Source organism: Pseudomonas sp. RW407 (assembly GCF_003176655.1).
Classification (GTDB): Bacteria; Pseudomonadota; Gammaproteobacteria; order Pseudomonadales; family Pseudomonadaceae; genus Pseudomonas; species Pseudomonas delhiensis.
Genome location: NZ_QGSL01000107.1, coordinates 51,171 through 75,818, shown reverse-complemented (window position 1 = coordinate 75,818; position 24,648 = coordinate 51,171). Strand labels below are relative to the sequence as shown.

Here is a 24,648-nt window from a genome sequence, read left to right as displayed (position 1 = left end):
TTCACTTAAGCGGAGCGGCCTTGCGGTTCACCGGGTAGCGAGTCTTTGAGATCTTCACCGTCCTTGGCCTGGTAGGCCTTGGACGGCGATCCAGAAACAGCCCGCCGATCCCGGCCCGCAACTCCGTCAATCGCCTTCCGGTAGCAGAAATCGGATTGGCCGCTGCCATCACGATCAGTTGAACGGCGATGTAGTGGGCTACCGGCTTGAAGCGTATCTCGGATGCTGAGCGGCCGAAGGCCACCGCTGCCTGACTCGCCTCACGGCGAATGACGTTGTAGCTCAGCAGCAACCCCCAGACTTCCTGATAGATAAGCTCGACCTTCTTGCTGCGCAGGGTGACCGCGTTCTGCTGCAGGGAGCTCTTGATATCCCGGAAGCCCAGTTCAATCTCCCAGCGCTCCTGGTACAGGTCGGCAAGGGCCTTGGCGCTGTAGCGATCGGCCGGCAACGAGGTCAGCACGGTTTTCAGCTTGCCCTGGCGTTCGTAGCTAACTTCGCGCACCTCCCAGTGGGTCGGCAGTTCCGGGTTACGTTTTCGCGCCTGCGCCGACACCTTCATGCGCAGCAGGCGGTCCTGCTTGCCGTAACGGACCAGCTCTTCGCTGACCAGACCCCTGCGAGCAGGAATCAACCAGTGGCGGTTCTCGCCTGCAGTGGCGACGCTCAGCAGTAAATCGGCACTCCAGAAGGCCTTGTCGAAGAGAGTCACCGAGTGATCGGGGATCTGTTGAAGAAACTCGTCAGCCAGGCGCATTTCGCTGCGTCGGTAGGGGCCCAACTGGGCATCCAGAATCACGTGCGAGCGCACGTTCATCAACGCGACCAGGCGCATCATGGGATACGGCGTCTGGCGGTCAGTGGCGGTGTTGCCGGAGCTGAAATGCTCGCGCAGCTCGGGGGTATCCGGGGTGCGCAGGAGCGCGCCATCCACCGCCAGGACACGCAGATCCTGCCAGGTATCACCGTCATGGCGTTCGCATCCCCACTGGTTGCCGGTCTTGCGGAACAACCATTCGACCGGATCGGCGCCGAGCCGCTTGCGGGCCTCGCTGACACCACTTCTCGCCAGCAGGTGGTCGGAAGCCAGGCCCTGGGCGCAGATATTCAGGCGCCTGGCCACTTCATGGACGGGCTCATCGCGGAATAGCGCCATGCCCAGTACCAACCAGAGCACCTGATCGGCAGGCAGGCGCCGCCGCCGGATGGTGGCCTGCGAGGAAAGGTGCAGCGCGGATTCCACCCACTCGACCGGAATGTTCTGGGTGAAGGTACTCAGATCGGAGAAGTTGAACAGGTCGCCCAAGTCGAGCAGATGCTGTTGGAAAGACATAAAAAATCCGATGCCAGAAGTCTGGCATCGGATTTTCAGGGAAGGCCCCGCTGAGGCTCAAATGCTTAAGTGAACAGCATTACGCTCAGGGCGGGCTTTATTCGTTGCTGACCGTCTATACGGCTATAGGCCGAGAAGGACCTGCGCCAGAGGGGTAACTGCCAGCGCCAGGCAGCCAAGAGCAATCAGCAAAATAGCGACGCCGATACAGGCGCGAATCCACCAGTCAGTGACAAGATCCATTTTCAGCCCCTCTCTCGGGTGAATCTCTAACTTTGATCGACTATCATCCAATCACGCTCTCCTCATGGTCTGTACATGGGGTGGATGAAAACTCCCGCGAGCCGGCCAAGCTCTTGGGGGTTTTGCTTTTTCTATGAAGAAATTTTGCACCCGATCTATCGCCAATTACAGGCGAAGGGGTTCAGCAGTTCTTCATGGTTTTCTACCAACCGACTCCCGCTAGAAGGGTTTCTCCTGCACGTTTTCTGCAATAAAAAAGACTGCCACACCCCTTGCGCACGCAACCGGACTCCCAGCCAGAATGGTCCTTACCCCACGAACGGTCTTTTGGAACCTTCCAAAATTCCGCGCGCCAAGCGTTAATTCTGCACTGGCGGTAGTACTCGATGGACTGCGCAGCCATGACGCCACGCCGCTTATCCTTGTCCGAGTAGTAAGCCAATCGACTTGCCTAGGCCCTGCCTGTCTGCGGCCTGATGTTGACCGCCCCACCTCTGACGTAATCGCTGAAACCAGTGGAGTTGATCACCACGGGAGTGGTCATGTTGCTAACACCCGTTACCAGAGTGCGCAGGTCGTTTATTTGCATCATCCCGACAACGCCAGTGACGCCAATAACGAAGCTGTGCGAGTCCTCGGCAATGACTGCGCTACTTCTTGTAAAGTGCGGCGAGTTCCTCTACAGCAAGCCCACTCAGTTCGATTGCCTTGACCAACCAGGGCCTCAGCGTCCTTCTGATTTACCAGTCGTGCAGTTCTCCAGAAACAATGCAGGGGCCGAAGCCCCTGGTTGTCGTTGTGGGTTGGATCAGCCGAGGAGCAGTCCGATGTGTTCGAACTTAATGGCGTGGCCCCAGGCCAGACAGACGTGATAGGCGGTCCGCAGAAACTGGCGATAAACCGGGTCTTGAGGGCCGGCCGATCAGCGGGTCGGTGATGGTCATCACATCATCCGTCATGTCGCCACCTTCCGGCATGGTGGGATTACGGGTCGCCAGCACAATTGCCAAGCGAGTGCGTCCTCGCCACGTTGTTCGACATCTAAAAGGCCGTCGGCGTATGTGTTGGCTCGGACGCAGCGGATGCGTCGCATCATCTAGCTGACCGTATCTCCCTCGACGCTGCAGCATGCACTTGCTGTGCTGTGCTGTGCTGTGCTGTCTACGAGCCAACTCGAGATATCGCTTACGCGCAGTATGCAATGCCTGAGCATGGCTTAGCGGCAGAGACCTGCCTGGGGAAACTTAGAAAATCAGTGCCATTTCCGCGGCCAAATCCTCAGGTGGAACAATAGAAAGACCGACATTAGAGCGAATGGCACAACAGCAGTTACCAACTGCCACTTCAGGGAAAGATCGAAGAGAAATGTCATCAGTGCGGCAAACGCAGATGCAATGGCCGGAATGGCAAGAGCAAGCGCCCATTCATGCCAGCGGCTTTTGCTGAGAACGACACCGAGAACGCAAAAAGCGATGGCAAGCAATAGCCATCCAAAAGCACCTAGATACACAGACATCTCCTTGAATTGAAAGCTCTTCCTTGGTGCCAGCAATCAACCTACTGACTGGCAGCAACGGTACTCATCTATCGGATTGTGCGTAACCCGCCCTTCCCTAGCGCCATCCGCGGCCCTGCAGCGAGGCGGCCTGGCCATCGGCATATTCGGCTCGTCGATCCTGGACCTGGTGCCCCAGGTGCTCAAGCGGTTCACCAGCGCCCACCCCGAGGTAAGGGTCGCCCTGCACCCAATGGACAAGGACGCGCAGATCCAGGCCCTGCGCGAGCGCCGCCTGACCATCGGCTTCAATCGGCTGGTTCCCGCGTAACCGGACATCGCACAGGAAGAGGTACGCCAGGAGCCGCTGATACTGGCCCTGGGGGAAGGCCATCGGCTGGCGCAGCAGGAAAGCATCGACCTGCAGGAGATTCTCGAAGAACCGCTGATTCTCTACCCGCGCGGCGTGCGCGGCAGCCTGGTGGTGCAGATCCGGCAGATGTTCGAGCGCTACGGGGCTCAGCCGGTGGTGGCGCACGAGGTCACCGACGTGACCACCAGCATCGCCCTGGTCGGTGGCGGCATGGGCCTGAGCATCGTGCCGCGGGCAGCGGTCAACCTGCGCCTGCCGGGGGTGATCTACCGTCCGCTGAATTGCCGCGGCGACTCGACCATCGAACTGATCTGCCTGTACCGCAAGGGTGATCAGTCGCCGGTGCTACGAGCCTTCCTGGAAGTGCTACGCGGCTTCAGAGATATCGAGTAGCACCCCGCTCCGGTTGCCAGAGCCCGTGGACGATGATTGGCTTGCTCCCAGGCATTCGCACAGCGTTTGGTCGGCGCGGCCAAGCGGCCACCCCCTCGATCAGAAGCCAATCAGCTCCTTGCCCGGCACAACCGACAACGCAGTGCCATGAACCACAGCCCGGTCGCCAGCAGCCCCGCCCCGGCCATGGCGACAGACATGGGGTACGCCGTGCCATCCTGCAAGGCGGCGACCAGGCTGCTGACGAGAAAGGCGAAGAGGAACTGCAGGATGCCTATGAGCGCCGAGCCCATCCCTGCCAGGCTGCCGCTGGCGCCCATGGCGAGGGCGGCGGCGTTGCCGGCGATCAGCCCGAGCGAGGCGATGCACAGCCACAATGGCAACAGCAGTAGCGCCAGCTGGCCCAGGCCAGCCACTGCGACCAGCGCCAGCCCGGCAGCCAGGTTCAAGCCGAGCGCCAGCCCCAGCAGGCGTTCCATCGAATGGCGGCGCAGCAGTTGCCGATTGACCTGGGCGCCGACGATCAGGCCCAGCGCATTGAGGCCGAACAGCCATCCATAGGCCTGCTCGCTGACAGAGAAGGTCTCCATGAATACGCTGGGCGAGCCGGTGATGAAGGCGAACATGCAGGCCTGCGCCAGGCCGCCGACCACGGCGGGTATCAGGAAGGCCGGGGTCCGGCACAGCGCCAGGTAGCCACGCCCCACGGCCAGCGGATGAATCGACTTGCGTCGCTGCGGCCCCAGGGTTTCCGGCACGTATCGCCACACCAGCCCCAGGCACAGGGCGGCGAACGACAGCAGGAACACGAAGATCGCCTGCCAGCCGGCGAACAGCAGGATCCACCCGCCAAGCAGCGGCGCGACTATGGGCGCAAAGGCCATCAGCGACATCAACAGCGACAGCACCCGGGCGCTTTCCAGCGGGCCGAACAGGTCGCTGACGATTGCCCGGCCAATGATCATGCCGGCGCAGCCGCCCAGCGCCTGGGCGAAACGCATGCCGCTGAACACCTCCAGGCTCGGCGCCAGCAGGCAGCCGAGGCTGGCGCCGAGGAACAGGACCACGCCCAGCAACAATGGCAGGCGGCGGCCGTAGCGGTCTATCAGCGGGCCATAGAAGAACTGCCCGACCGCCAGGCCGAGGAAGAACAGCGACAAGGTCGACTCCATGCCGCCATGGCTGGAGCCGAAATGCGCAGCCAGTTGTGCGAAGGCGGGCAAATACATGTCGGTGGCGAAGGGCGCGAAGGCGGCGAGCATCGCCAATACGACGATCAGGCGCCTGACGGCGTTGGGTGAACGGATATCTGCCGATGCCCGCATGCAGCGTTTTCCTTGTAGCGGATCCGATGGAGATTGGAGCGGCCTACGGGAACGGGGCGAGGCGCAAGCCGGCCCCCGCCCCAGGGGTCATCCGGCGGTGGCGCCGCCGTCCACCTTCAGGTCGCTGCCGGTGACCCAGGCGGACTCGTCGCTGGCCAGGTAGAGCGCGGCCCAGGCGACGTCCTCCGGCTGCCCGATGCGCTGGCGCAGCATCTGCTTGTCGAGCGCGGTCTGGAGGAACGCGGGGTCGCGCGCCAGGTGCTCGCGGGTGGCATTGGTCTCAATCAGCCCGGGCGAGATGCTGTTGGCGCGAATCCGGTGTGGCCCACCCTCCAGGGCCAGTTGCCGGGTCATCGCCAGCACGCCGCCCTTGCCAGCGCAGTGGGCCAGTGCCGGCGAGCCTTCCAGGGCCATCCAGGCATTGGCCGAGGCGAAGTTGACGATGGAGCCGCCGCGCCGCTTCAGATGAGGCCAGGCGGCCTGGCAGAGCAGGAAGACGATGTCCAGCTCCCCGCTCAGCGTCCGCCGCCACTGGCTCTGGTAGTCCATGTCCTCGATCCAGGCGAAGGCACCGAACGCCGCCGCATTGACCAGGACATCGATGCCGCCGTGGCTGGCAATGGCGAACTCCACCAGGCGCCTGGCGTCCTGCGGCTCGGTCAGGTCGCAGGGGTGCAGGCTGAGCAGCTCCAGCCCCTGTTCGCGGGCCATCGCCAGCGTCCGCTCGGCGGCCGCGGCATCTATGTCGCACCCCACCACCCGCGCCCCTTCCCGAGCGAACAGCAGGGCGCAGCCCTGGCCGATGCCGCTGCCGATACCGGTGACGATGGCGACCTTTCCGGCCAGACGTTGTCCCTTGGTCATTCAGGCGTCCTCCAGGTTGCGGGCCACCACGCGGACGATGCATCTCTTGCGCTTGTATCGGCACAGGCAGGCGACGAAGGCGGCCAGGACGACGGGCACCAGGGCCCAGCCCAGCCACCCCACGGTGACCGGCAGCGCGCCGCTGGCGCGGCTCAGGGCAACCACCAGGATCGGGCTGAGGAACATGCCGAGGCAGTAGCTGCCGTACCACATGCCGGTTCCCAGGCCGCGGCGGAACCAGGGCAGCTCGCGCATGTTCCAGATGGCCAGCGTCGGTAGCAGCAGGCCGCAGCCCAGGCCGTTGACCAGGGCGACCTCGAGCATCCCGCGGCTGTCGTGGACGCCGGGAATCAGCAGGAAGCTCGCGGCGATCAGGCCGAAGGCCAGTGTCAGGCAATGCGGCGTGCGCAGCCCCAGGCGCACCAGCAGGTGCACCGAGAGGGTGCCCAGGACGATCATCACGCTGCAGGCCGAGGCGATCAGGCCGGCGGTGCGTGGCGAGTGCTCGCCGATGCCCGCCAGCAGGTAGGCCATCTGGATCTGCAGGACCATGAAGGCGACCGCGCCGACGAAGGTGATCAGGCAGATACCCAGCAGCAGGTAGGGCCGGAAGACCTGCGGGCCGCCACGGCTTTCCTCCTCGGCCCGGGCCAGCTCCGCCGGCAGAGGCTCCCACAGCAGCAACTGGCAGAACAGCGCCAGCAGCAATGGCAACGAATAGACCACGTACGGCACGCGCCAGCCCAACTCGCCCAGGGCGCCGCCGATCATGAAGAAGAGGATCGCCGAGGTCGAGGCGAAGGTCGTCTGCAGGGCCAGGTACTTCTGGCGCTGGGCACCGCTGTAGTAGTCACCGATCAGCATGGTGCTGACGGTCACTATCACCGCCTCCACGCAGCCCAGCGCGACACGGCTGGCGATGATCGCATGCAACGATTGCAGGAACATCGGCAGAGTGCCGAGCACGCCGTAGCCGACGATTGCCCAGATCAGCAGGCGCTTGCGCCCGAAACGGTCGGCGAGCACGCCCACCAGCGGGCTGAGCAGCGCGACCAGCAGGCCGGGAATGGTCAATGCGACCGGAACCAGGAACTCGACGTGGGGCACGTCGGCGAAATGCGCCTGCATCTGGGGCAGGCTCGGTGCTATGACGATAGCCGCCATGGGGGACAGGCAGTTGACCAGCAGCAGCAGGTAGGTCGCCAGCGCCGCCTTCGGCGAACGGGCCAGGCTGGATGAGCTCATCGGACTCTCCGGTTTGTTCTTGTATCAGATCGAGTCGACAGGGGTGGCGGCCCTCGCCCGGGAACCCGGGACGAAGGCGCGCCGCAACCGCAGGCGCTAGTGCGGCATCCCCATGGAATGGGTGACGCCATCGGTGGTACGGCTGAAGCTGTAGTAGCCGACCTTGATGTCGGTGAACTTACCTTCGTCGTTGAGCTTGTAGAAGATCGGCCCATGGAACTGGAAGCGTTCGCCCTTGCGCAGCGGGCCGAACGGCGTATTCGCCGCATCCCTTGGCACGTCGAAGGTCACGAGCAGTTGCACGGCGAGGGTCTTGCCATCGAAGAGGAACTCCTCGAGGTTGACCTTCTCGTCCATCGCCCCCCAGATCTTGCGGTAGTGCGCCTCCACCTCCGGGATGCTGTTGAACACCAGCCCGCCGTTGGACATACGCACGTTGGGCGCGTAGTACTTCTCGAACGCAGCCGGGTTCTTCTGGTTGAACAACGCCAGGTAGTGCTCGAAGCTCTGCCGGTCAACCACGTGTCCCTCCTCCGGCGCGCTGGCATCGGCGGCGTATGCGCCGGCGATTGCACCCAGGGCCATGGCGGTGACGGCGAGTACGGCGGCGAACTTGTTCAGTTTCATGGTCTTGCCTCTCTCTTTGTTGTTGTACGAGGAAAAATTCAGGCCGGCTCGCGCCAGGCCATGGCGTTGTCCACCAGCGACTGCACGCTGCCGTCGTGGCGGAAACCGATCGCTTGCGCGGCGCGGGCATCCAGCGGCGGGAGACAACCGAAGGCGGCCTCCAGCTGTGCGTCGGGCCGGTAGTCGACCAGCGCCCGGCGTTCTTCTCCGAAGCGTGCGGCCAGCCCCTCCACCACTTCCGCCACGCTCAGGCGCAGCACCGGCAGGGTATAGGCGCGTCGCGCAGCAACCTGCTCGGGCAGCAGCCGGGCCGCATGCAACAGGTTCCCGGCGCAGCAGCCGACCGACATCCACCAGGCCACCGCGCCGGCGGACACCGGGCAACGGAAGGGCTCGCCGGCGGCCAGCTTCCAGAACAGGTCGCTCATGAAAGCCGACAGCAGCCCCGAGGGCTCCGGCGGCCTGGCGACTATGCCGGGCAGGCGCAGGATGCGGCCATCCAGCAGGCCGCGGCGGCTGTAGTCCTCCAGGAGGATTTCGCCAACCAGCTTGTGCGCCCCGTAGGACAACCCCGGGCGCAGCGGCGAGGCATCGTCCACCTGCGCGGGCAGCGGCGAGCCATAGACCGCGATGGTGCTGGTGAAGACCACCCGCGGGCACCTCCCCTGCTGGGCGAGCCGCTGGAACAGCGCGAGGGTCGCGTGGAGGTTGACCTGCAGGCCCAGCTCGAAATTGCGCTCGGCGGCCCCGCCGGGAATGCTCGCCAGGTGGAACACCAGGTCCGGCGCCACCTCCAGCGCGGCATCCAGCACCGCCGGATCGGCGATGCTGCCACTGACCAGATGCAGCCGCGGGTCGGCCGGCAGGTGCTCGCCGCCCATGTCCACCACGCTCAGGCGCCGCAGCGGGGTCCCTTCCGGCAATGGCGAAGCAGCCGCCAACAGGCGCTTGACCAGCTCGCGGCCGACGAAGCCGTTGCCGCCGGTTACCAGTACGTTCATGCCCTGCCCTCCGTGGACACCAGGCGCTGCTCGATGGCGCCGAACAGCGACTGGCCGTCGAGGCCGAGCATCTCGAAGCGCAGCACCTCGCCGAAGCGCATGAAGCCGGTGCGCGGCTCACCCTGTTCGAGCTTCTCGATCGCCCGGCGCTCGGCCAGGCAGGCCGAGCCGACCTCGCGGTAGCCACGGTTGGAGAAGGTCCCCGAGGCCAGCACGGTGCCGGCGCGCAGGTTCCGGTTGTAGGCCAGGTGGGCGATCAGCTCGCCGAAGGAGAAGTCCATCTCCGCGCCATTGGGGTTGCCGAACCATTCCCCGTTGCGGCTCACCTGCAGGTCCAGGTGCACCCGTCCGTCGCGCCAGGCCTCGCCCAGCTCGTCCGGCGTCACCGCCACCGGGGCGAACACGGTGGCGGGCTTGGCGTTGATGAAGCCGAAGCCCATCGACAGCTCGCGGAACAGGTGCGCGCGCATGGACACGTCGTTGAGCAGCAGGAACAGCTTGATGTGCGCCTGGGCCTCCTGCGCCGTCACGCCCATGGGCACGTCATCCAGCAGCACAGCCACTTCTCCTTCGAAGTCGCAGTTGTCCTGCTCGCTCGGGAAGGGATAGTCGTCGCGGGGGCCGCGGAAGTCGTCGCCCTGGCGCTGGACCAGGATGGGCACGCCGCTTTCCTTCCTCACGTCGAGGTCATAGGCGCGCTCCATGATCTCGCCGTGGTTGAGGAAGGCCGAAGCGTCGACGAACTGGTAGGCGCGCGGCAACGGCGCCATGACTTGCGTCGGCTCGAAAACGAAGGCATCCGTCGCCGTGCCGGCGTTCAGCGCGGCGTATTCGGCCTGCAGCGCGGGCTCCAGCTCATCCCAGCGCTCGATGGCCGCCTGTAGCGTGGGCGCGGCCTGGGCAAGGCACGCACGGGCGAGATCGCGTGACACCACCAGCAGCCGGCCATCGCGGCTGCCGTCCCTCAGGGTCGCCAGTTTCATTGAGTGTTCTCCTTGCAATCGCTTGTGGATGACGCCCACAGCTCGGGGCACTGGATCAGCTCCAGCAGGTTTCCCGAGTTGTCGCGGATGAACGCCATGGGCGTGCCCTGCACCACCTTCTCGAAGACGATGTCGGCGCCCTTCTCCCGCAGCCCGGCGACCGTCGCCGGGACATCCCGCACGGCCAGGCACAGGTGCTTGTTGCCATGGGTGCGCACGTCCTGGTTGGGTTCGCGGCGCTCGGCCGGCAGCGGCGCGGCGCCCTCGACCTGGAACAGCTCCAGGCGGAAGTCGCCGCGGCGGACGAAGGCCACGTCCGCCGGGATGATGTCGATGAAGGCGCGCATCTCCAGTTCGAAGCCGAGCATGCGCTGGTACCAGCCGATGGCGGCGTCGATGTCCGGCACGCTGATGCCGACGTGATGCGGGCGTATCTCCGGCAGGGTCGAATTCATCGCTGCGCTCCTGTCGCTCAGCTCAGGGGGCGACCGCCATCCACAGGGATGACGGCGCCGGTGGTGAAGGTCAGATGGGTGGCCGCCGCCAGCACGGCATCGGCCACCTCCCGTGGTTCGGCCAGGCGCCGCAGTGGCGTGCGCTCGGCCTGCTCGTCGCGCCAGGCGCGGTCCATGCGCTGGACGAACTCGGTGTCGGCCAGCCCCGGCGACACCGACACCACGCGGATCGCCGGCGCCAGCGCGCGGGCCAGCGAGCGGGTCATGTTGTCCAGCGCCGCCTTGGACGCGCAGTAGGCGACATTGCTGCCCATGGCGCTCACCGCGGCGATGGAGGAGATGTTCACCACTATCGCGGCGTCGCTGCGCTGCAGCAAAGGACGCAGTGCCCGCAACGTGGCGAAGGGGCCGCGCACATTGGTGGCGAGTATCCGCTCGAACAGCTCGTCGTCGAGGCCATCGAGGTCGTCATGGGGGACGTAGCGCGTGGTGCCGGCGCAGTTCACCAGCAGGTCGCAACGGCCATAACGCCGTTCCACTTCCGCCGCCAGCCCGGCAAGCGCCACGCTGTCGGTCACCGGGACCGGTAACGCGCAATGCGCGCCGCCGGTTTCCGCCAGTTCCTCGACCAGACGCAGCGCGGGCTCGCGGGAGCTGTTGTAGCCCACCACCAGGTTCGCCCCGGCCGCCGCCAGCGTCCGGCAGATCGCCGCGCCTATGCCGCCGGCGCCACCGCTGACAACGGCCACCCGGCCCTGCAGGGATACGCCCATGGCTCAGGCCGTCTTCTTCAGGCGGCGCACGCGGATGTCCGCCTGCTCCTTGTGCCCGGCGAAGTGTTCGAGGGCGCACAGGCGCGAGCAGTATTCGCCGATCAGCACCGAGGCCTCGTCGGTCAGCACGCGCTGGTAGGTGTGCGTCTTGATGAACTTGCCCACCCACAGGCCACCAGTGTAGCGGCCCGCGCCCATGGTCGGCAGGGTGTGGTTGGTGCCGATGACCTTGTCGCCGTACGACACGTTGGTACGGTGGCCGAGGAACAGCGCGCCGTAGCGGGTCATGCGCTGGAGGAACCAGTCGGGGTCGCGGGTCATCACCTGCACGTGCTCGGAGCAGATGCGCTCGGACTCCTGGAGCATTTCCTCGTCGCTGTCGCAGAGGATGATCTCTCCGTAGTCGCGCCAGGCGACGCTGGCCACCGCCGCGGTGTCCAGGCGTTCGAGCACCTTCTCGATGGCCGCCGGCAGCTCCTCGGCGATCTTGCGGCTGGTGGTCAGGCAGAAGGCCGGGGAAGTCGGTCCGTGCTCGGCCTGGCCGAGCAGGTCGACGGCGACCAGTTCGGCATCCACGCTGTCGTCGCAGATCACCATGGTCTCGGTGGGCCCAGCGAACAGGTCGATCCCCACGCGCCCGTAGAGTTGACGCTTGGCCTCGGCGACGTAGGCGTTGCCCGGGCCGACGATCATGTCCACCGGCGCGATGCTCTCGGTGCCCAGGGCCATGGCGGCAACGCCCTGCACGCCGCCCATCACGTAGATTTCGTCGGCGCCAGCCAGGGCCATGGCGGCGATGATCTCGGCCGAGGGCTTGCCGTCGAACGGCGGCGCGCAGGCGATCACGCGCTTGACCCCGGCGACCTTGGCGGTCAGCACGCTCATATGCGCCGAGGCCAGCAGCGGGTACTTGCCGCCGGGGATGTAGCAGCCCACCGAGTTGACCGGGATATTGCGGTGGCCGAGCACCACGCCGGGCAACGTCTCCACTTCGACGTCGCGCAGCGACATCAGCTGCACCTGGGCGAAGCGGCGGATCTGCGCCTGGGCGAACCGGATGTCCTCCAGCGCCTGCGGGCTCAACGAGTCGATGCAGGCCTGGATCTCTTCCTGGCTCAGACGCAGCGACGGCGGGTTCCACTTGTCGAACTTCTCGGAGTACTCGCGCACCGCCGCCTCGCCGCGCGCCTCGATGTCGCGGATGATCTGCTCGACGGTGCCACGCACCTGGGTGTTGAGCTCGGCCTTGACCTCGGCCGGTTTGCCTTTCTTCAGATACTGGATCATTGCTGGTTTCTCCGTTTTCGGTTGCCCCTCGCCAGGGGCGAGGGCTTGCTTGCTCATCAGGTCCAGGCCGCCACGCTTTCCACCTCGACGCCGAGGGTGACGACGAAGCGGGCGACCATGTTGTAGGTGGCGACCACGCCGACCAGCTCCACCAGGCGGGTATCGCCCAGTTCGCCGCGCAGCTGCGCCAGCAGCCCCGCCGGCGCGCGGCCCTGGCGGGTCATGTCCAGCGCCAGGCGCAGCACGGCCCGCTCCAGCGGGTTGAACAGCGCCTCGTGGCCGATGGCGCTCTTCAGGTCGCGCAGGGCGTTGAACTGCGCGGGCGTGCCGCCGGCCTTGAGGAACAGCGGGCCGTGGTGGTGCATCTCGTATTCGGCGCCGCACAGCCCGCACACCGCGCACAGCGCCAGCTCGCGCAGCTTCTCCGGCAGCCCCAGCTCGTTGCGCACCTTGCCCAGCAGCGAGCCCCAGCCTTGGGTGAAGGGCACGCTGTGCAGCAGCATGCGGTCGATGTTGAGCAGCGTGCCGCCACGGCGTTCGAGGATGGGGGCCAATACGTCCGGCGGGCCGGCAGCGTCCGAGGGCTTGTAGGGAATGCCCGGCATAGTCGATCTCCAGCGATCAGTCGGAGGGGGTATGGGCGGCCGGCGCGGCCGCCGTTCAGTTGGATCAGGCGGTGCTCGGCTGCAGGGCCTCGGCCTGTGCGGGCCGGGGCCTGGGCAGGAGAAAACAGGCCAGCGCCGGCAGCAGGACCATGGCGCCGAGCATGTTCCAGAGGAACATGAAGGCCAGCAGCACGCCCATGTCGGCCTGGAACTTGATGGCCGAGAAGGCCCAGGTGGCGACGCCCACCGCCAGGGTCAGGCCGGTCAGCAGGACCACCTTGCCGGTGAAGGTCAGCGCCGCGTAGTAGGCGTCCGAGAGGCTGTCGCCGGCACGCATGCGCGCCAGGGTCACCGAGAGGATGTAGAGCGCGTAGTCCACGCCGATCCCCACGCCCAGGGCGATCACCGGCAAGGTGGCGACCTTCACGCCCATGCCCAGGGCCACCATCAACGCCTCGGCCAGCAGGGAGGTGAGCATCAGCGGCAGGACCGCCACCAGCACGGCGCGCCAGGAACGGAAGGTGACGAAGCACAGCAGGATCACCGCGCCGTAGACCAGGAACAGCATCTGCCGCCAGGCCTGCTTGACCACGATATTGGTTGCCGCGTCTATGCCGGCGCTGCCCCCGGCCAGCCTGAAGTGAATGCCGTCCCCGTCGTTGGCGGCGGCGAAAGCCTCCACCGCGCCGACCACGCGCGACAAGGTGTCGGCCTTGTGATCCTTCAGGTACACGTAGAGGGTCAGCAGGTCGCAGGCGTCGTTGTACAGGCCGCGCGGCGCCCCGGCGGTGATGAAGTTGAGCATCGACTGGTTCTTGATCAGCTCGAACCATTTCGGGTTGCCTTCGTTGAGGCCGACGAGCACCTGGCGGTTCAGCCGCGCCAGCGAGTTGGTCGACTCCACGCCCGGCAGCTGGCGCAACTGCCACTCCAGCGCGTCGACCCGCTTGAGCACCTCGTAGCCGGCGCAGCTGCCGTTGCCGTCGGTTTCCACCATCACGGCGAAGAGGTCGCTGCTGGCGCCGAAACGCTGGTTCATGAAGACCACGTCGCGGTTGTAGCGCGAATCGTCACGCAGTTCCGGGGCCCCCGGGTCGAGGTCGCCGATCTTCAGCTGGTGGCTGCCCAGCGCCCCCACTCCGGCCAGCAGAACGGCAACGGCCAGCGCCAGCACGGCGCCCCGGCGGCGGGTGAAGCGGTCGAGCAGGCGCCACAGCGGATGGCGCGCGCCGGCCTGCTCGGCGCGCAGGCTGCGCGCGGCGGCACCAGCGCTGACGCCGCTGAACGAGAGCAGGATCGGCAACAGGATCAGGTTGGTGAAGATCAGCACGGCCACACCCAGGCTGGCGGCGACGGCCAGTTCCTGGATCACCCGGATGTCGATCACCAGGAGCACGGCGAAGCCCACCGCGTCGGCCAGCAAGGCGGTGAGCCCGGCGAGGAACAGGCGGCGGAAGGTGAAGCGTGCGGCGACGTACTTGTGGGTACCGCGGCCGATGTCCTGCATGATGCCGTTCATCTTCTGCGCGCCGTGGCTCATGCCGATGGCGAAGACCAGGAAAGGCACCAGCATCGAGTACGGGTCCAGGTCGTAGCCCAGGGTCCTGATCAGCCCCAGTTGCCAGATCACCGCGATCAGCGAGCTGGCGACGACCAGGGCGGTACTGCGCACGCAGCGGGTGTACCAGAACACCATGGCGGTCACGATGACCACGGCGATGGCGAAGAAGGTCAGCACCTCGCGCAGGCCGTCGATGAGGTCCCCGACGATCTTGGCGAAGCCGGTGATGTGCAGCTCGATATCGCCCTGCTGGTAATGCGTGCGCAGGTCCTCCAGGCGTGCGGACAACTGCGCATAGTCCAGCTTGCTGCCGTCGGGCAGGCGGCTGAGCAGAGGCACGTAGATCACGCTGGCGCTGCCGTCCGCGGCCACCAGCTGGCCGATTTCGCCGGAGCGGTCGACGTTGGCACGCAGCTGGCGCAGACTGGCCGGCGAGCCATCGTAGCCGTCGGGGATCACCGGGCCACCCTCCATGCCCTCCTCGGTCACGCCGGTCCAGCGGGTGTTCGGCGTCCACAGCGACTTCATGCCGGCACGGTCCACGCCAGGAATCAGGAACACCTCGTCGTTGAGCTTGCGCAGAGCCTCCAGGTAAGCCGCGCCATAGATGCTTCCGGAACGGCTGACCACACCGATGCGTATGGCGTTGCCCAGCCCGCGCAGGTCGTCCTGGTGGCGCAGGTAGTTGGCGATGTACGGATGGTTGGCCGGGATGGTCTTCTCGAAGCTGGCATTGAGCTGCAGCCCCAGGGCTTTCCACCCCAGCAGCAGGGTTGCCAGCAGGCACAGCGCGATGACCGCGAGGCGATGGTTGAACAGGAGGCGCTCGACCAGGCTGCCGGACTGCCGATCGAAATCGGCCAGGCTGGCGACGATGGGGAAGCTGCTGGATGCGGGCTGTTGCATGACGACCTCGGCTCTTCAGTGCTGCGCCGGCATGGCCGGCTGGGCGATACCTTGCAGGCTGCTGACCAGCAGCTCGCCGGCGGCGTTGCGGAGCATTGCCGTGGGTGCCGGCAGCGCCGTGCGCGCCAGCGGCTCCAGGCGCGTGCCGGACGAGCCGCCCTGCCATAGCTGGCCGGCCTGGTCGAGGAGCAGCACACTACCGTCGCGCTGCAGCTGGCTGGCCACCACCGACACCGGCTGGGGCAGCGCCAGCCGGCTCCAGCTCTGGCCGTGGTCGTCGGAACGGAAGGCATTGCCGCGCAGGCCGGCGACCACCAGGCTGTCGCCGTGGGCGCTGACGGTGAAGTAGCTGCCCTGGTAGGGCGTGTTCAGGCGGGTGAAGCTGGCGCCATGATCGGCGGAGCGGAACACCCTGCCCTCCTCGCCGACGATATAGAGGTAGGCCCCCGCCCCGGCGATCGCATACAGATGCCGTGAGCCCGGGTTGTCGAGGCAGGTGGAAAGCGACTGCCAGCTGCGGCCGCCATCCTCGGTCCGCAGGATCAGGTTGTAGGCGCCGATGATGAAGCCGTGCTTCTCGTCGGCGAAGTGCAGGTCGAGGAAGGGCTTGTCCGGACCGTCCTCGACCAGGCGCTGGGCGTTGCCCACGGCACTGGACTGGCTATCGGCCCCATCGCGCGCCTGGGCCTCGTCCAGCACGAGCTGGGCTGCCTGGCCGCCGCGCAGCTGGACACTCCAGCTCAGGCCGCCGTCGTCGCTGTGCAGCACGGTGCCGAAATGCCCCACGGCCCAGCCCTGCTCGGGCGTGGGGAAGCGCACTGCGGTGAGGGTCACGCTGACCGGCACGCGTGCCTGGCGCCAATGCCTGCCGCCATCCTCGGACAGCAGGATCAGGCCGCGCTCGCCCACCGCCACCAGGCGCCTGCCGGTGTCCTGCAGGGCGAGGATGGCCGCCTGTTCGAAAGACTCCGCGTGCAGCGCAGGGCGGCTATCGGCATCGGCCAGCGGCAGGGCAGCCGGCGCACCGGCACCGAACGCACCGCTGACCAGAACCAGGGAAACGGCAAGGATCGATGAACACCATGGACGCGTGGCAACGCGGCGGCGCGAGCCGCTGGGCAAGGCAATCTGCATGACGCTGACTCTTGTAATTGTTATGGCGGTGGCGGCGGTGCGGCGTGATCAGAACACCGTGCCGCCGTCGGCGTTGAGCACCTGGCCGGTGATGAAATCCGCCTCCTCCGAGGTGATGAAGGCGAGCAGCCCGCACAAGTCTTCCGGTACGCCGTTGCGCTTGATCAACTGTTGTTCGCACACCGCGGCGAACAGCGCCGGCGGCAGGTTCTTCTCCGACGCCGCGGTGCGCGTAAGACCTGGGGAAATCGCATTGACGGTGATGCCCTGCGGGCCGAGCTCGGCGGCCAGGGCGCGGACCAGGCCGATACCGGCCATCTTGGTGGTGATGTAGGCGGCGAAGTTGGGCATCGGATTGCCCACGGTGCTGGAGGCGATCTGCACGATACGGCCGTATCCACGGCTGGCCATGTCCGGGGCGAAGCACTGGGCCAGCAGCAGCGAGGCCTCGACGTTCACCGCCTCGAAGCGCCGGAAGCATTCCAGGGTCAGTTCGGCGAAAGGAACCAGCGGCATGTAGGCGGCATTGTTGACCAGGATGTCGCAGCGCCCGAAGCGCTCCAGCACCTTGCCCGCGAAGCGTCGCAGGGCCTCGGCGTCGGCCAGGTCGAAGGCCTCGGCATGGACCTCGGCGCCCAGTTCGCGCACCGCGGCGATGGTTTCCTCGGGGAGGCTCAGGTCGGCCAGGGCCAGGTGGCATCCCTGGCGGGCCAGGCGGCAGGCGAAGTGGTGGCCCAGGGCGCCAGCGGCGCCGGTGATGACCGCGACGCGGCCTTGGTGAGTACTCTGCACGATGAGTCTCCTGGTTGTTGTTCTTGTTATCGGGGCGCCCGCTTGGCCGCCCGGCTCTATGGCAACGACCTTATCGCCCGCCTATTCATTCGGGAAATCGTTTGTCGGAATCCAAGGTATCCATGGAGCAAATGAGTCAACGCTCCCCGCAAAAAAGCGAATGCCCGTGCCTACCACCTCCCTGGCAAGGGATGGGCGGGCACGGGCATTCGGAGCTGACGGGGCCTCTCAGATCGGTGCGCGCAGGGCCTCCTGGGCCGTGATCATCACCCGGGTGTGCTCTTCCAGCGAGCCGCCTTCCTGCTCGATCTGCCCCAGCCGCCCGGAGGCGCGCACTACCAGGCTGGCGCGGTCGAAGTGGCGCCCGGCGTAGGCCGTCAGCGCGCCTTCCAGCGAGTGCCGCCGGCTCAGCTCCTCGGCCAGGACGATGGCGCCCTCGATGGCGATGCCCGCGCCGGACGCCAGGTGCGGCGTGGTGGCATGCACGGTGTCGCCCAGCAATACGATGCGCCCCTTGTGCCAGGGCGCCCCTATCATGTGCCCGGCCAGCGGCCGGTACAGCAGGCGGTGGTTGCGCAGCGAGCCATCGAGGATGCCCTCGCGGATCTCGGCGACCTGGCCGCCGAACTCCCCCAATAACTCGGCCAGCTTGCCCGGCCACTCCTCCGGCGGAATGAAGTCCATGCCTTCGCGCTTGTCGAGGACGAACAGGTAGCATTCGCTGTCGCTGATGGGGTTCACCCCGGCCTTGGTGGTACGCCCCATGTAGACCGTGGAGTTCTCCCTCTGCCGCGGCACCACGGCACGCCACGAACCCTGCCCGGTGAAGCGTGGGCCGGGGAAATCAGGCAATACGAGCTTGCGCACTGCCGAGTTGACCCCGTCGGCGCCTATCACCAGGTCGTAGCGTTCGCCAGTGCCGTCGCTGAACAGCACGTCCACCCCTGCCTCGTCCTGGCGCATGTCCCGGAAGCTCTGTCCCAGGCGTACGCGCACCCCTGCCCGCTCGGTCGCCCGGGCCAGGATGCGGGCCAGCACCGGCCGCAGAATGCCGGCCGCCCCCGGCAGGCCCTCGGCGCCTGGAATGGCGGCTATCGGCACCGTGCGGGTGACGTTGCCGTTGGCGTCACAGATGTCGATGGCCCGCCAGGAGCCACCTTCGTGCAACACCTCGTCGACCACGCCGATCTGCCGCAGGGCACGCAGCGTCGGCCCGCTGATGGTGATGCCGGCACCGTCAGGCGCCCAGTTCGGGTTGATCTCCACCAGCTCGACGGCGATGCCCTGCTTGCTCAGTTCGATGGCGGCGCACATGCCGCCGATCCCCCCACCGACAACGAGCGCACGCTGAATCAATGCCATGGTCTTTCTCCTGGATGCATCTGTGCCTGTAGGCTCATTCGGTGGTTCCGCCCAGTCGTTCCGCCAGCCAGTCGGCGATCAGGGCTCCGGCATTGCCGGGGTTGTCCAGCGAGCTGTGTTCGACGCCGCCTTCGCGGTCGGTGAAGACGATCAGCTCCTTGTCCGGGCTGTTGACCAGTTGCTCGAAGGTGAGATGGGCATAGCGCAGGGGGATCTGGCGGTCGTTCTCGCCGTGGGTGACGAGGAAGGGCACGCGGATGCGCTCGAGCACCCCGTCCAGGTGCATGTGCTCGGCCTTGGCGAAGAAGTCGCCGAGGTCGCGGGCGCCGAACACCCATTGCACGTGCTTCCAGTAGTGCGGCACGGGGTTTTCGCCCTCGCGCTTCAGGCGCGCCTGTTGCACGGCCCGCCAGTCGTGGTTGGCGCCCCAGACCGCGCCGCAGGCGAAGCGCGGCTCGAAGGCCACGGCGCGCGGGCAGTAGTAGCCGCCCAGGGAAACCCCGAGCGCGCCGATGCGACGAGGGTCCACCTCGGGGTGTGACTCCAGCCAGTCGACCACCCGGCTCGCCCACACCTCGGTGTCATGCACCGCCGGCATGCCATGCAGGCGCAAGGCCTCGCCGGTCCCCGGCTGGTCGATGAACAGTGCCGACAGGCCGCGCTCGGCGAATTGGCTGCCCATGACGCTCTTCTGCAGCATCTCCTTGGTGCTGTCGAGGCCGTTCATGATCACCACGATGGGCGCCCGGGCTCCGGGGACAAGGCCCTCGGCGCGAACGTAGAGGCCGCTGATGCAGCCCTCGCCATAGGGAATCTCGACCCGCTGGCAGTTCTCGTGGCGCAACTTGCGGCTCTGCTCGAAGAGTTCCAGCGAACGCTTGTACAGCGCCAGGCGGTGCTCGTAGCCGTGCGCCTGCATGCGCTCGGCGATGGTGTAGTACAGGGCGGCGCGCCCCAGCTTGTCACCCGCGGAACGCTTGCGCCCACGCGCCAGGTCCGCGTCGGCCAGTTCGACCAGCTTGTCGCCGCCGCCCTTCCAGGCCTGGAAAAAAGCCTCGGTGCCGGGGTCGTCCCCTGCCCTAGCGACTTCCAGCAGGGGAGCGCACATCGCATCCACCTCCCCGATGTTGCCGCCGTGGGTCAGGGCGATCATCGTCGAGAGGCTCCAGACATAGTTGGTGGGAAAGTACTGAAACATGGGTTCGACCTTTAGCTTGAAATCAGGATTGCCTGGCCACGCGCCGCTGCGGCGCCGACGCGGCCGGGAGTTGCCGGGGAATCCACACGCCGCCGTCGGCCGCCACGCGCGCCGGCACCGGCGTCAGGCGCTGGCCGACGCAGGGTCCGGCGAAGCAGTGTCCGGCGCGGATGTCGAAGTGCGCGGAATGGGCGAAGCAGACGATGTGCTGGCCATCGCCGGAGAGAAACATGTCCTGCCGGTAGTCCAGCGGGCGATGGTTGTGCGGGCAGTCGTTGAGCCAGACGAACACCTCCTCGCCCTGGCGCACCGCGAATACCCGGTCGTCCCGCCCCTCGCGCAACAGGCCCCGGGCGCCGCCGTCGGGAATGTCCCGGAGCAGGCAGAGCAGTTGTTCATCCGGCATGGCCGCTTCCTCACTCACCCGGCGCCCATTTGTCGATGGCGTCGAAGAGGAAGATCTGCGAGTTGTCCGAGCCGGGGTCCATCGCCCGTGCCGCCCACAGTTCGTCGTGCTGGTCCATGTCGGCGTCCATTTCCATCACGGCGCCAAAGGGGCTGTTGAAGTACCAGAAGTAGTTGCTGCCCATGATGTGCCGTCCCGGCCCCCAGAAGCTGCGATAGCCCTTCTTGACGAAGCGCCAGCCCTGCTGCAGGACCTCGCCGGCCGAGCCCAGGTGGAAGGTGAAGTGGTTGCAGCCGACCATGTGCTCGTTCTGGCTCTGGATCATGAACAGCGTGTGGTGATCCAGGGTGCCGGCCGGGCGCATGAACGGGCCGAGGTGGTTGAAGCGGTCGGTGACCACGAAGCCCAGGCGCCGGTAGAAGGCCTCGGCCTTGTCCACGTCGGAGACGAAATACACCACGTGCGACAGCGAGCGCGGTTCGATATGGGCATCGGGGTCCGCGGCGCAGTCGTTGGGGGCCCGCCCCGGCGCCTGGCCCGGTACGTTGAAGCCCAGGTAGCGCGCCTGGATCGGTTGCCGGCGGGTGACCATGAAAGCCACGCCGAAGCCGCCGTCGTCCAGGCAGTGCAGGCTGCCATCGGCGTCGATGCGCAGCTCCCGGTCACGCCCGAGCTCGTCGCGGATCGCCGCCAGCGTGGCCTCGTCGGCCACGCCATAGACGGTCTCGCGCAGTGAAGGCGAAACCGCCCCCGGCGGCAGCGCCGGCAGGCCGGGCGCATCGCTGCGCCGCACGATGAGGCCGGTGCCGTCGAGGGCAACGTAGACGCCGCCGCCCGCCGGGTCGTAGTCCTGCACGCGCAGGCCGTAGTCAACCAGGTACTGGTGGGCGCCCTGGAGGTCTTCGACGCCGAAGACCAGGTATTCAAGACCGACGATATTCATGGTGCTTTGCTCCTGTCCCGGATCGCTCAGGACTGCTTGGCTTTGCGGAACGGCAGGCTGGCGAGAAACGCCATGTCCTTGAGGCTCAGCATCTTCAGGCCGGCCCGCGTGGCGGCGCCGTCCAGCCGTGCCTCCATGGGCAAGGTGCCGAAGCTCTTGCCCTTGATCACCAGCTCGTCGCCGACCCGGCGGATCGACTCGACGTGCATCAGTTCCTCGTCCGCCGGCCCGCGCAGCACCATGCCCTCGCGGGCGGCTGCGGCCTGGCCGACCGGTGGCGGCAGGTCCTCGCGCACGCCGGAGGAGACCGCACCGAAGTCCATGCCCAGTTGCTCGAACATCTTGATCGCGGTGGCCCGGCCGGCGCCGTAGACACCGCCGCCGGGATGCTGGAACGGACCGGCGAGGTACAGCCGCTCCACGCCGGGCACGGTGAACTGGCCGAGGTCCGGCGTCGGACGGTGGCCGGCGCTCTGATAGAAGTAAGGCGCCACGCCATGCAGGTCGCCGCGCATCATGCTGTTGGGGCTGGAGCGCTCCAGGTCGACCGGGCTGACGATGCTGCGGGCGATGATGTTGTCGCCGGTCAGGTTGCTCACGAACTTGCGGTAGTGCTCCAGCGACAGGTCGCCGATCTCTTCCTTGAAGTCGTCCCAATGGCGGTCCTTCCAGCGCGGGTCGTTGACCTTGTAGGGCGCGAAGGTGATGCCATGGAACATGCCGGCCCCGGCGGGGACGCGGGTCTTGTCGCCGATGCTTTCGTCACCGCCGGCGCACAGGCGGCGCTGGCTGATGTAGCCGCGCTTGAGCTCGTCGAAATCGGCCAGCATCTCGTCCAGGGAGTCAGTGGCCATGAACTCCAGCATGGTGGCGTACCCCACCTCCTCGCCCGCGTGGTACTTGCAGTTCTCCTTCAGGTCGTAGTGGCTGACCATGATCGAGAACGGCGCCAGGGTCGCGCGTTCCGCCCGCGCCAGCACCGGCTCGGGCACACCCTCGACGAACTTGCGCACGACGTGGGGGTGGATGGCGCCGATCACCGCGTCACGGGCCTGGATGGTCTCGCCGCTGCTCAGGCGCACGCCGCTGGCGCGCCCGCCGCTGGTGAGGATCTGCGCCACCTCGGCGTTGCAGCGCACCTCGCCGCCGTGGGACTCGATGCAGCGCACCAGCGACTCGGTCAGCTTGCCGCTGCCGCCGATGGGTTGCGAAACGCCGTAGGTATGGATGATCCCGGGCATCAGCAGCACGCCCATGCCGGTGCCCAGTTCGTTGGGCGCCTGCAGGTTCTCGCTGACCAGGCGCAGCAGGTGGATCTTGATCTTGTCGCTCTCGTAGAGCTGGTTGACCAGGTCCAGACAGTCGCGATTCATGTAGTCCAGCATCAAGCGGCCTTCATCGCTGCGGTCGAGCATCGCCACCAGTTCGCCCAACGGGGGCGGCGGCGCGTACAGGCCGGGCATGAACATCTGCAGGATGTTCTGGCTGAGCTTGACGAAGTTGCGATAGGTCTCGGCATCCTTCGGCGAGACCTTGGCGAAGCATTCGCAGGTCTTGTCGACGTCCCTGTAGGTGAACAGCGCCGACTGGTCCGGGAAGATGGTGGCGTGCGGCACCGGCGAGTAGTGGTACTTCAGCCCGTGCTGGCTGAGCAGGCCCAGTTCATCCTGGCGCAGCATCGGGTTGCCCTGGATCATGATGTGCACGCTGGAATGCTCGTCGTGCCAATAGCCGGGGGTATTGAGCTGGCGCGTGGTGACGCCGCCGCCGGGATAGCCCTTGCGCTCCAGCACCAGGACCTTCTTGCCCGCCTTGGCCAGGTAGGCCGCAGCCACCAGGCCGTTGTGCCCGGCGCCCATGGCGACGATGTCGTAGGGGGTATTGCTCATCTTCAACTCCTTGCTGAATCGGGAGGGAACGGCCGCTGGCGACCGTTCCCGGCCCCCTCGCGGGGGCGGGACTTCAGGTACTCAACGAACCCCTTCGCCGGCCATCGCTTCCGGGGTGAAGGTGGTTTCCGGATAGGTCGGCACGATCTTGTACTGCTCCTTGGAGTCGTTGAGCATGCCGTCGAAGTACCAGCTGCCGGAGATCAGGTCGTAGAACCCGAAGCTCTGCGGCGATGCGGTGGCGGGAATGTCGGGCATCACTATCGGATCGGCGAAGCCCATCTGCCAGAGCTGGCCATTGGCGTCCCAGTGGTCGGCCAGCACGGCGATCCAGGTGTCCTCGTCGACGTAGTAGCGCCGCTTGGGCGCCAGGTGGCGCTTGCCGGGGGCGACCGTGGCCTCGACCACCCAGACGCGGTGCAGTTCGAAGCGCATGTCCTGCGGGTTGATGTGGTGGTCCAGCAGCACTTCCTTGGAAGTGCGCTGCAACAGGCGGTTGGTGTTGTAGGGGATGTACATCTCCTTCTTGCCGACGATCTTCCAGTTGAAGCGGTCCAGGCGGCCGGTGAAGACGTCGGTCTGGTCGAACATGGAGATGCCCGCGCTGGCCGGCGTCGGTGTGTCGCAGCAGGCGTTGGGCAGCTTGCGCACGCGGCGCTGGCCGGTCAGGTAGACCCACGACTGGGTGCTGTCCGGGTCAAGGTTCTCGTGCCCGGTGATGGCCTCGCCGGCGCGGATCGGCGGTCCGTAGTTGAGCATGCGGATCATCCAGTAGTTGTTGCCGTAGCGGCTCTTCAGCTGTTCCGGCGAGCCTTCCTTGAGGTAGTACGGCATCTCGAACGACCCCGAGGCCAGCACGCTGGGCACGTGGTTGCCGTTGGCGGTGGTCTGCACGCCGCGCACGTCGACGTGCCAGGACGAACCACGCCAGCGCAGCAAGTGGTTCCACATGATCTCCTCGGCACTTTGCGGGATCGGGAAGGGAATGCCGCCATAGGCACCTTCCAGCTTGCCGTTGTCGAGCCTGGCGCTGCTGGCGTTCTTCAGGGTGTTGTCATACACCCACTGAGGGGCCGCGGCGGTGCGGTGGCTCGGGTAGACGTCGATGCGGAAGCTGTCCGGGTACTTCTGCATCATCGCCTTGACGCCTTCGGAGAGCTTGTCGGCGTACTGGCTCATGTTGCCCGCATTGATGCTCAGCAGCGGTTTCTCGCTGGAGAAGGGATCGGGGCGGCGGCCGCCGTTGACGAAACCGGGAATCGGCTGGGTGTAGCCGCCGGTCCAGGCCGGGATGCTGCCGTCGGCATTGCCGGCCTTCTCTCCTCCCAGGGGAGTCAGGTCCTTGTTCAGGCGCTCGGCCTCCTGGGGCGAGACGGCAGCCAGCGCCAGGGAACCGAAGGTCAGCAGTGCGCCTAGGATGGCCGTGCGCAGCAGCAGGGAGTGGGCGTTCATGTC

21 protein-coding genes and 1 pseudogene are annotated in these 24,648 nt (G+C 66.6%); 1 reads left to right on the top strand and 21 read right to left on the bottom strand.

Features of this window, described 5'->3' with window-relative positions; genetic code table 11:
* Position 1: 1 nt before the first annotated feature.
* Complete coding sequence (locus DK254_RS24280; protein WP_109935900.1) at positions 2–1,333, bottom strand: IS4 family transposase; 1,332 nt, start codon at positions 1,331–1,333, stop codon at positions 2–4.
* Between the two features lie 1,495 nt (positions 1,334–2,828).
* Positions 2,829–3,092 (bottom strand): hypothetical protein, encoded by a 264-nt coding sequence (locus tag DK254_RS33890; RefSeq protein WP_218281454.1) that lies wholly within the window; start codon positions 3,090–3,092, stop codon positions 2,829–2,831.
* 169 nt (positions 3,093–3,261) lie between these two features.
* On the opposite strand from DK254_RS33890, the pseudogene DK254_RS24275 reads away from it, so the two are divergent.
* Positions 3,262–3,837, top strand: a pseudogene (locus DK254_RS24275) (LysR substrate-binding domain-containing protein).
* A 110-nt stretch (positions 3,838–3,947) separates the two neighbouring features.
* On the opposite strand, the gene DK254_RS24270 reads toward DK254_RS24275, so the two are convergent.
* The 19 genes from DK254_RS24270 to DK254_RS24180 all read right to left on the bottom strand — a co-directional run bounded on the left by DK254_RS24270 (position 3,948) and on the right by DK254_RS24180 (position 24,645).
* Positions 3,948–5,162: a multidrug effflux MFS transporter gene (locus DK254_RS24270; RefSeq protein ID WP_109935899.1), complete on the bottom strand. Its 1,215-nt coding sequence runs from the start codon at positions 5,160–5,162 to the stop codon at positions 3,948–3,950.
* Positions 5,163–5,249: 87 nt separating this feature from the next.
* Positions 5,250–6,026, bottom strand: coding sequence for an SDR family NAD(P)-dependent oxidoreductase (locus tag DK254_RS24265; protein WP_109935898.1), 777 nt, complete (start codon positions 6,024–6,026; stop codon positions 5,250–5,252).
* Positions 6,027–7,271, bottom strand: coding sequence for an MFS transporter (locus DK254_RS24260; protein ID WP_109935897.1), 1,245 nt, complete (start codon positions 7,269–7,271; stop codon positions 6,027–6,029). It abuts the gene before it with no gap.
* Positions 7,272–7,367: 96 nt separating this feature from the next.
* Positions 7,368–7,898 carry a nuclear transport factor 2 family protein gene (locus tag DK254_RS24255; protein WP_109935896.1) on the bottom strand — a complete coding sequence of 177 codons (531 nt, stop codon included), beginning with the start codon at positions 7,896–7,898 and terminating at the stop codon, positions 7,368–7,370.
* A gap of 38 nt (positions 7,899–7,936) precedes the next feature.
* Complete coding sequence (locus tag DK254_RS24250) at positions 7,937–8,899, bottom strand: NAD-dependent epimerase/dehydratase family protein (protein ID WP_109935895.1); 963 nt, start codon at positions 8,897–8,899, stop codon at positions 7,937–7,939.
* The gene (locus DK254_RS24245; RefSeq protein ID WP_109935894.1) at positions 8,896–9,882 is read right to left on the bottom strand and encodes a fumarylacetoacetate hydrolase family protein; all 987 of its coding nucleotides are present in this window, start codon (positions 9,880–9,882) and stop codon (positions 8,896–8,898) included. The genes DK254_RS24250 and DK254_RS24245 overlap by 4 nt, the downstream gene beginning before the upstream one ends.
* Positions 9,879–10,337 carry a VOC family protein gene (locus DK254_RS24240; protein WP_245323041.1) on the bottom strand — a complete coding sequence of 153 codons (459 nt, stop codon included), beginning with the start codon at positions 10,335–10,337 and terminating at the stop codon, positions 9,879–9,881. Before DK254_RS24240 ends, DK254_RS24245 begins: the two co-directional genes overlap by 4 nt.
* Positions 10,338–10,354: 17 nt before the next feature.
* Complete coding sequence (locus tag DK254_RS24235) at positions 10,355–11,110, bottom strand: SDR family NAD(P)-dependent oxidoreductase (protein WP_177412108.1); 756 nt, start codon at positions 11,108–11,110, stop codon at positions 10,355–10,357.
* Positions 11,111–11,113: 3 nt separating this feature from the next.
* The gene (gene hisD, locus DK254_RS24230) at positions 11,114–12,397 is read right to left on the bottom strand and encodes a histidinol dehydrogenase (RefSeq protein ID WP_109935893.1); all 1,284 of its coding nucleotides are present in this window, start codon (positions 12,395–12,397) and stop codon (positions 11,114–11,116) included.
* A gap of 56 nt (positions 12,398–12,453) precedes the next feature.
* Entirely contained in the window at positions 12,454–13,002 is a 549-nt protein-coding gene (locus tag DK254_RS24225; RefSeq protein WP_109935892.1) for a carboxymuconolactone decarboxylase family protein, read from the bottom strand.
* Positions 13,003–13,066: 64 nt separating this feature from the next.
* Positions 13,067–15,469 carry an RND family transporter gene (locus tag DK254_RS24220; RefSeq protein WP_109935891.1) on the bottom strand — a complete coding sequence of 801 codons (2,403 nt, stop codon included), beginning with the start codon at positions 15,467–15,469 and terminating at the stop codon, positions 13,067–13,069.
* A 15-nt stretch (positions 15,470–15,484) separates the two neighbouring features.
* Complete coding sequence (locus DK254_RS24215; protein ID WP_109935890.1) at positions 15,485–16,603, bottom strand: YCF48-related protein; 1,119 nt, start codon at positions 16,601–16,603, stop codon at positions 15,485–15,487.
* A gap of 48 nt (positions 16,604–16,651) precedes the next feature.
* The gene (locus DK254_RS24210; RefSeq protein ID WP_218281453.1) at positions 16,652–17,395 is read right to left on the bottom strand and encodes an SDR family NAD(P)-dependent oxidoreductase; all 744 of its coding nucleotides are present in this window, start codon (positions 17,393–17,395) and stop codon (positions 16,652–16,654) included.
* 228 nt (positions 17,396–17,623) lie between these two features.
* Complete coding sequence (locus tag DK254_RS24205; RefSeq protein ID WP_109935888.1) at positions 17,624–18,757, bottom strand: FAD-dependent oxidoreductase; 1,134 nt, start codon at positions 18,755–18,757, stop codon at positions 17,624–17,626.
* 34 nt (positions 18,758–18,791) lie between these two features.
* Positions 18,792–19,955, bottom strand: coding sequence for a S9 family peptidase (locus DK254_RS24200; protein WP_109935887.1), 1,164 nt, complete (start codon positions 19,953–19,955; stop codon positions 18,792–18,794).
* A gap of 22 nt (positions 19,956–19,977) precedes the next feature.
* Positions 19,978–20,361, bottom strand: coding sequence for a Rieske 2Fe-2S domain-containing protein (locus DK254_RS24195; protein WP_109935886.1), 384 nt, complete (start codon positions 20,359–20,361; stop codon positions 19,978–19,980).
* 10 nt (positions 20,362–20,371) lie between these two features.
* Positions 20,372–21,304 carry a VOC family protein gene (locus DK254_RS24190; RefSeq protein WP_109935885.1) on the bottom strand — a complete coding sequence of 311 codons (933 nt, stop codon included), beginning with the start codon at positions 21,302–21,304 and terminating at the stop codon, positions 20,372–20,374.
* Positions 21,305–21,330: 26 nt separating this feature from the next.
* Complete coding sequence (locus tag DK254_RS24185) at positions 21,331–23,193, bottom strand: NAD(P)/FAD-dependent oxidoreductase (protein ID WP_109935884.1); 1,863 nt, start codon at positions 23,191–23,193, stop codon at positions 21,331–21,333.
* 81 nt (positions 23,194–23,274) lie between these two features.
* Positions 23,275–24,645: a DUF1329 domain-containing protein gene (locus DK254_RS24180; protein WP_109935883.1), complete on the bottom strand. Its 1,371-nt coding sequence runs from the start codon at positions 24,643–24,645 to the stop codon at positions 23,275–23,277.
* Positions 24,646–24,648 lie beyond the last annotated feature (3 nt).